Annotated in this window: 4 protein-coding genes; all 4 read left to right on the forward strand. The window is 72.0% G+C overall.

Going from position 1 to position 2903, the window contains the following annotated elements:
• Positions 1 to 550: archaeosortase/exosortase family protein (locus AC27VN_RS37810; protein ID WP_490879976.1), on the forward strand; the 550-nt coding region annotated here is incomplete at its 5' end.
• Positions 551 to 554: 4 nt separating this feature from the next.
• On the forward strand, positions 555 to 1121 hold the full coding sequence (locus AC27VN_RS37815) for a hypothetical protein (RefSeq protein ID WP_490879979.1): 567 nt from the start codon (positions 555 to 557) through the stop codon (positions 1119 to 1121).
• Positions 1118 to 2407, forward strand: a complete 1290-nt coding sequence (locus tag AC27VN_RS37820) for a biosynthetic peptidoglycan transglycosylase (protein ID WP_490879977.1) — start codon at positions 1118 to 1120, stop codon at positions 2405 to 2407. The genes AC27VN_RS37815 and AC27VN_RS37820 overlap by 4 nt, the downstream gene beginning before the upstream one ends.
• On the forward strand, positions 2404 to 2903 hold a 500-nt coding region (locus tag AC27VN_RS37825), incomplete at its 3' end, for a GNAT family N-acetyltransferase, cg3035/Rv0428c family (RefSeq protein ID WP_490879978.1). The genes AC27VN_RS37820 and AC27VN_RS37825, both read left to right, overlap by 4 nt.

Genomic DNA, 2903 nt, shown 5'->3' on the forward strand with positions numbered 1-2903 from the left:
CCGCGTGGCGGCCGTGCCGGTCGCGGGTCTCGCGGTGCTGGCGCTGCCACTGCTCTCGTCGCTGCAGTTCTATGCCGGCTATCCGCTGCGCGTGGTGACGGCCGAGGCCAGCCGCTGGCTGCTGGCACCGGGCTTCGAGGTGGCGCGTGAAGGCAGCACCCTGCTGATCGATGGCCGGATGGTGATCGTCGATGCGCCGTGTTCGGGCGTGCAGATGGTCTGGCTCGGCTACTTCACGGCCTGTGCCGTCGCGCTGTGGGCGCGGCGCGCCGACCGCGGCTTCCTGGCCCGGCTGCCGCTGGTCGGCCTCGCGGTGCTGGCCGGCAACATCGTGCGCAACAGCGTGCTGATCGCCTGCGAGGGCGCCGGCCATCCGCTGGCGCCGTGGGCGCACAACGCGCTGGGCCTGGTCGTGCTGGCGCTGGTGTGCGGTGCCATCGCGCGGCTGATGACGCGCGAGCGAAGCGACGCGGGCCTCGATTTCGTCATGCGGCCCGTTCCGGGCCTGATCACCACCCAGGGAGGCCGCCGTGTCGACACTGCCCATTGAGCACATGTTCGAGCGCCTGTTCGCGAACCATTTCATCAACCGCATGGGCCACAAGACGCTGTTCGCCGTCGCGATGCTGCTGTGCATCCTGTGGTCGGGCGCCGCCGCGCTGCGCGCGCCGGCCGTGGCCGCGCCGGTGGCGAGCACGATCGAGTGGCCTCGCGAATGGGACGGTGCCGCGCTGCGTCCGCTCGCGCTCAGCGAGGTGGAGCAGCGCTTCGCGGACCGCTTCCCGGGCGCCATCGGCCGCATGACCGACGGCCGCCAGACCCTGGTAATGCGCGAGGTGCGCGAGCCCACGCGCATGCTGCATCCGGCCGCCGACTGCTATCGCGCGCTCGGCTACCGCATCGCGCAGGAGCGGCTGGAGCACCAGGTGCAGGCCGGCGAATCGCATTTGTGGCGCTGTTTTGTTGCGCAACGGCACGGCGGGCAAAAGTTACGCGTCTGCGAGCGCATCGTCGACGCCGATGGCGCCGCTTTCACCGACACTTCAGCCTGGTACTGGGCGGCAGCCAGCGGCCGGTCGAACGGACCGTGGCAAGCCGTCACCGTGGCGAGACCGATGTGAACCCATTGCTGAAAAAGACCCTGCGATTTCTCCTCTTCGGCCTGCTGGCCCTGGTGATCACGGCCGGCGTGGCGATCTTCCTGATCGTCAAGCTCGCGCTGGCCCCCGCGCCCGGCGAATGGCGCACCACGGTGAAGGCCGGTCCGCTCGCCTTCGAGACCGGCGTGCCGACCGCGGTGCGCATCGCCACCTCGCCCTGGTTCGCGCCGTGGCTCGACGGCCGCTCGCTCGACACCGGCCACGGCACCGTGCGCTTCGCCTGGAAGGCGGCCGACGGCCTGCTCGAGCTGCACTGCGCGCCATGCAGCGTCGAGCTGCCGGCGCTGGGCGCGCAGCCGATCCGCGTGCAGCAGCTGGTGGCCACGGTGCGCCGCGACGGCAACACGCTCAACGGCACGCTCGGCGCCACGCCGCAGGGATCGCCCGTGGGCGATCCCGCCGCCACGCTGCAGGGCAAGTGGGAAGGCCGCCTCGCGCCGAAGAACCTGCAGTTCAGCGTCGACATCCAGGACGCGCCGATCGCGCGCTGGTACGCGGTGCTGGTGCCCGGCCTGCCCGAGCTGCAGCGCGCGCGCATCGGCGGCACGCTGGCGCTGCGCGGCCACGTCGTGCTGCCCGAAGCCACCTTCTCGGTGCTGCCCAGCGTCAGCCAGTTCACGGTCGAGGGTCTGGGCACCGAAGCCATGCTGGGCGCGCGCACCAGCTGCGGCCCCTCGGCCAGGCTGACCAACGACAGCTGGCTCGCGCGCGCGGTCATCGCGGCGGAGGACCAGCGCTTCTTCACCCACACCGGCTACGACCTGACCGAGATCCTGGCCTCGATCGACAACAACCAGAAGGAAGGCGCGCAGAAGCGCGGCGGCAGCACGCTCACGCAGCAGCTCGCGAAGCTGCTGGCGACCGGCAGCGAGCGCACGGCCGAACGCAAGTTGCGCGAGCTGCTCTACGCGGTCGAGATGGAACAGACGCTGGGCAAGGCGCGCATCCTGCAGCTCTATCTCGACAACGCGCCCTGGGGCGGCAACCTCTGCGGCGCGGAAGCCGCGGCCAAGCGCTATTTCAAGCGCAGCGCGCGCAGCCTCGAACCGGCGCAGGCGGTCTGGCTCGCGGCCATGCTGCACAAGCCGCAGGCGGTGCTCGAGCAGTGGCGGCGCGATGGGGCCATCGATCCCGACCGCGTGAAGTGGGTGGCCGAGGGCGTGCGCGGCATCAGCCGCAACCAGCGCGAGTCGCTGCTCAAGAGCGTGGCCAGCGCGAAGTTCGCGCCGCCGGAGCCCAATCCATGAGTGCCGAAGTCGAAGCGATCGAGCGCGCCACGGTCGCGGCCGTGTCGCCCGATGCCGTCGGCGCCATCGAGGGCTGGCTGCTGCCCTTCGACCACGGCACGGTCTCGCGCGCCCGCTCCGCCGTGCCGCTGCGCCATGCGCCGGCGGCCGAGGGCACGCTCGAGCGGATCGAGCAAGGCTACGCCGCGCAGGGGCTCCCGCCCATGCTGCGGCTGGCCGATCTCGCCTGCTTCGACGGCCTGCGCGCCGAGCTCGAAGCCCGGCGCTATCGCGGCGCCAAGCCCACGCTGGTGCAGACCGCCACCTTGCGCCGGATGCAGGCCGTGGCACCGGCCGGCGTGCTGCCGGCCGAGGTCGACACCGCGCCCGACGAGGCCTGGGCGGCGCTGTTCCTCGGCGAGGGTTTCGATCCAGTCGACGGCGCCCACCGCGTGCGCGTGCTGGCGCGTGCCCAGGGTTCGCTCTATGCGAGCGTGCGCGAAGGCGGCCGCACCGT

The organism is Variovorax sp. 20P10.2.4 (assembly GCF_058244205.1).